Here is a 3,192-nt window from a genome sequence, read left to right as displayed (position 1 = left end):
ACCAAAGCCCTTTTACCCATAGACCTGCGCAAACCTCACCGCGGGTCGTACTTGTAAGACTTTCGTACGCCTGCCGGCGCCCGAAACCCTTCGACATTCCCGTCATTCCAGATTGCAGTCGCCAACGGCAGGTCTCGTCAGAACCGGACATCCACACCTGCCAACATGCGATCAAGGCTGGCAATGAGCTGCATGGGAGCCCACAGTCAACGTCACAGGATAGCTCCCTTTTTGCCAGATAGGAGCAGACAGAGTTGAAAAGGCTTGATCAGAAAAGCAATTGCAGTCAGGTCTCTGGCGAGCGAGGGGGAAAGCATAAAAAATGCCATTCAACGAAGATCGCCAAGTCCTGAATTTAACGGACAGCGAGCTTGAAGACCTGATCAAGAAGTGGCTTGCAAAGGTCTCAGGCACCTATGTGGGATTCGAGCGTCCAACCGCGTCGGCGGACATGGGGCGCGATGCCGTCGGCTTCCTCTCGGATCGCCGGTACGACGGCGCTTGGCACAACTACCAGTGCAAGCACCTAAAGGCACCTTTGGGAAAAGCCGAGTTCGTCATCGAGCTCGGCAAGATATTCCACTACTCGGATCAGGGCGAATTTACGCTGCCGACCAAATACGTTTTCGTTTGCCCCAATTCGGCTGTTCGGGACGTCAAGAAGGCGATCGACCGGCCGTCGTTGATCGCAGACTTCTTGATCAATCATTGGGATGCCTATTGCCTCAACGGCATCTCTGCGACGCCATGTCCGCTGACCCCGGCGCTCACGACGGCGATCCGCGCGTACGCGTTCGAAAATGTCGAGCTCTGGAAGGCAAGCGAGTTGGTGGAGAAGCCCCAGATGCGGGCCGTCTTGCACGAACATCTCGACATAGATCCAGGCGAAGCTCCACGGGTGCGAATTGCTGATGTGCCGCAAGATGTTGCCGACGAAGAATCCGCTTATGTCACCCAGCTCGTGGCGGTGTTCGCTGCGGCCAGCGGCACAGGTTTCGCAACCTATTCGGAGGTCGTTGCCAACGTGATCTACGGCCCCCAGATCGTTAATGCCCGTCGACGGTACCTCGAACGTCAGGCGTTTCGACGCCATTTTCGCGATAACCTGCCGGCCAGCCAGATCGACAACGTCGACGAGGACGTGCACGAGACCGTGATCGATCGGTACCACGCGCTGGGCATGGCACCGCCTTATGAGAGGCTTACGCAGATCATGGAGGTCGCTTCCGTCGCTCAGGTTACCGGAGCACTCGGCCGGCACAATCGCGTCACCCCCAGCGTCAAACAGGGCGCGTGCCACCACTTCGCGAATGTCGGACGCATGCCGTGGGCCTGACCCTGCCCATTGCCCCACCGCAACTCTTTAACACGCCGCTCGAGGCAGGCGTGCGGGCGCTTCTCATTCTCGACACCTTTGCCCCCCAGGCCTTCGACCTCGCGACCATGTCGCTACTGGACTATTACATCGTCCATACCGGTGACGCCGGCGGCCCACCCAGTCTTCACCCAGAGATCAATGCCCGTGCCGGCGAGTATTTCGTGCGCCGCCACCTGGTTGAAGAGGGTCTACTCCTCATGGCCCGCGCATCGCTTGTCGAACAGGTCTTTGCTGGCAGCGGCATCGCGTTCCGGGCGCACGAAACGGCAACAGCAATGATCGATCTGTTCGGTAGCGCCTATAATCGCCGCCTCGCCGAAGCGGCTCAATGGCTGGCGCGGGAGGCCGCCGATCAAGGTATCGACGTCTTCATCCAAGGTCTGAAGGATGGCCTGGAACGCTGGTCTTACGAGATCGTCGACAGGGCCGCAGGCAATGTCTGACCGGCGCAGGATCATCATCGACCAACTGATGTTCACCGGTCCCGAGCGGACACCGGTTTCGGTTCAATTCAGGTCGGGCGTGAACATCATCTGGGGTGCTTCGAACACGGGCAAATCGTTTGTGCGCAAGTCGATCGACTACCTCCTTGGCGGAGAACTTCCGACCCTGCCCCCCGAAGGCAAGGGCATGGACAATTATCTCCTGTGGCTCACCCTTCCTGGCGATCAGAAAGTCACCTTGCGCTCATCCGCTTTGGGCGGTGACATCTACAAGGCCGACGGACATTTCCAAACCGTTGGTGAAGGCTCGCCTGGGTACGAGGTGTTCTCACGAAAGCACGTCAGCTCGCCCAACGTCTCGCGCTTTCTGCTCTCGAGCGTCGGCTACCGTGAAGCGCAGCTTTTGAAGAACGAGCGAGCGGAAAAGGCGTCGTTCTCGTTACGCGTCATTATGCGCTACCTCCTCATCGACGAAACGAGGATGATTGACGAAAAGAGCTTGCTGCTCGCGCACAACACCACTGTTACCTCGGAAGACAAGGGGCTTCTCAAGTTTCTCCTCACCGGTGTGGACGGCTCCTCGATCGCGCAAGTGCGGTCCGGAGATCAGCTCAAGGCTGCAAGGGAGGGACAAATCGAGCTCCTCTCTCAGATGGCCGAGCAACTACGAAAAGTGATCGACGATACCGTTGAGACCCATGCGGTCATTACCGATCTGGCGACCGCTGAACGAGAAAAGGCCGATCTTCTCGAAACAGTGGAGGAGCGCCAGAACAGTCTGGACGAGCTAGCGCTCGAGGAACGCCGCTTCTCTGATGATATTCAAGGCTACCAGGCGCGGATCGCGGAATTGAATGCCCTAAAGGTGCGGTTCGATGAACTCGCGCGCGTCTACGCCTCCGATATCGATCGTCTGGAAGGCCTGGAGGAAGGCGGCTACCTCCTGCAACGTTTTGCCACGTTCAATTGCCCGCTGTGCGGCGCATCTCCCGACCATCAAAAGCACGACCATGGCCTTGGTGGCATCGAGGAGCAGCGACACGCCGTTGAGCTGGAGATAGAAAAGATCCGGGCCGAGGCCCGTGACCTTGCTGCCGCGACCGCCGATGCCGATGCCGAAATCGCCGAGGTTGAACGGCTCATCGTCATGGCCACTGAAAGCTTGAACGAAGCGCGTCTCGCCCGAGTCCAGGCATCACAGAGCGAGGTCTCGGCGCGAACCATCTTCCTCGGAGCCAGCGTGCGGTGCGAAAAGCTCAGATCCGACTTGGACAATCGGTGGACTTGTAACGGATTTGTGCCGGTCACCTGAGCGTTTTATGCTCGCAACAGGAGACCGACGAGATGATGAAGCATAGTGAAGATTTTAAG

The 3,192-nt window shown here is 58.4% G+C and carries 3 protein-coding genes; all 3 read left to right on the top strand.

Annotated elements, in window-relative coordinates:
* Positions 1-322 precede the first annotated feature (322 nt).
* Genes ACZ9HU_RS22410 through ACZ9HU_RS22400 form a run of 3 tightly spaced genes read left to right on the top strand, consistent with a single transcriptional unit; the run spans position 323 to position 3,133 of the window.
* Positions 323-1,336 carry an ABC-three component system protein gene (locus ACZ9HU_RS22410; RefSeq protein ID WP_476108090.1) on the top strand — a complete coding sequence of 338 codons (1,014 nt, stop codon included), beginning with the start codon at positions 323-325 and terminating at the stop codon, positions 1,334-1,336.
* Positions 1,327-1,821: an ABC-three component system middle component 2 gene (locus ACZ9HU_RS22405; RefSeq protein WP_476108089.1), complete on the top strand. Its 495-nt coding sequence runs from the start codon at positions 1,327-1,329 to the stop codon at positions 1,819-1,821. Before ACZ9HU_RS22410 ends, ACZ9HU_RS22405 begins: the two co-directional genes overlap by 10 nt.
* Positions 1,814-3,133 carry a hypothetical protein gene (locus tag ACZ9HU_RS22400; RefSeq protein WP_476108088.1) on the top strand — a complete coding sequence of 440 codons (1,320 nt, stop codon included), beginning with the start codon at positions 1,814-1,816 and terminating at the stop codon, positions 3,131-3,133. Before ACZ9HU_RS22405 ends, ACZ9HU_RS22400 begins: the two co-directional genes overlap by 8 nt.
* The last annotated feature ends 59 nt before the right edge of the window (positions 3,134-3,192 follow it).

The sequence above is a fragment of the Novosphingobium sp. Sphag1I genome, from assembly GCF_056279125.1.
Note: the sequence above shows the minus strand (reverse complement) of the source record. Positions and strands in the feature narration are given on the sequence as shown.

Coding starts and splice junctions, on each gene's coding strand:
- ACZ9HU_RS22410 (WP_476108090.1), top strand. CDS start 323: ATGCCATTCAACGAAGATCGCCAAGTCCTGAATTTAACGGACAGCGAG.
- ACZ9HU_RS22400 (WP_476108088.1), top strand. CDS start 1,814: ATGTCTGACCGGCGCAGGATCATCATCGACCAACTGATGTTCACCGGT.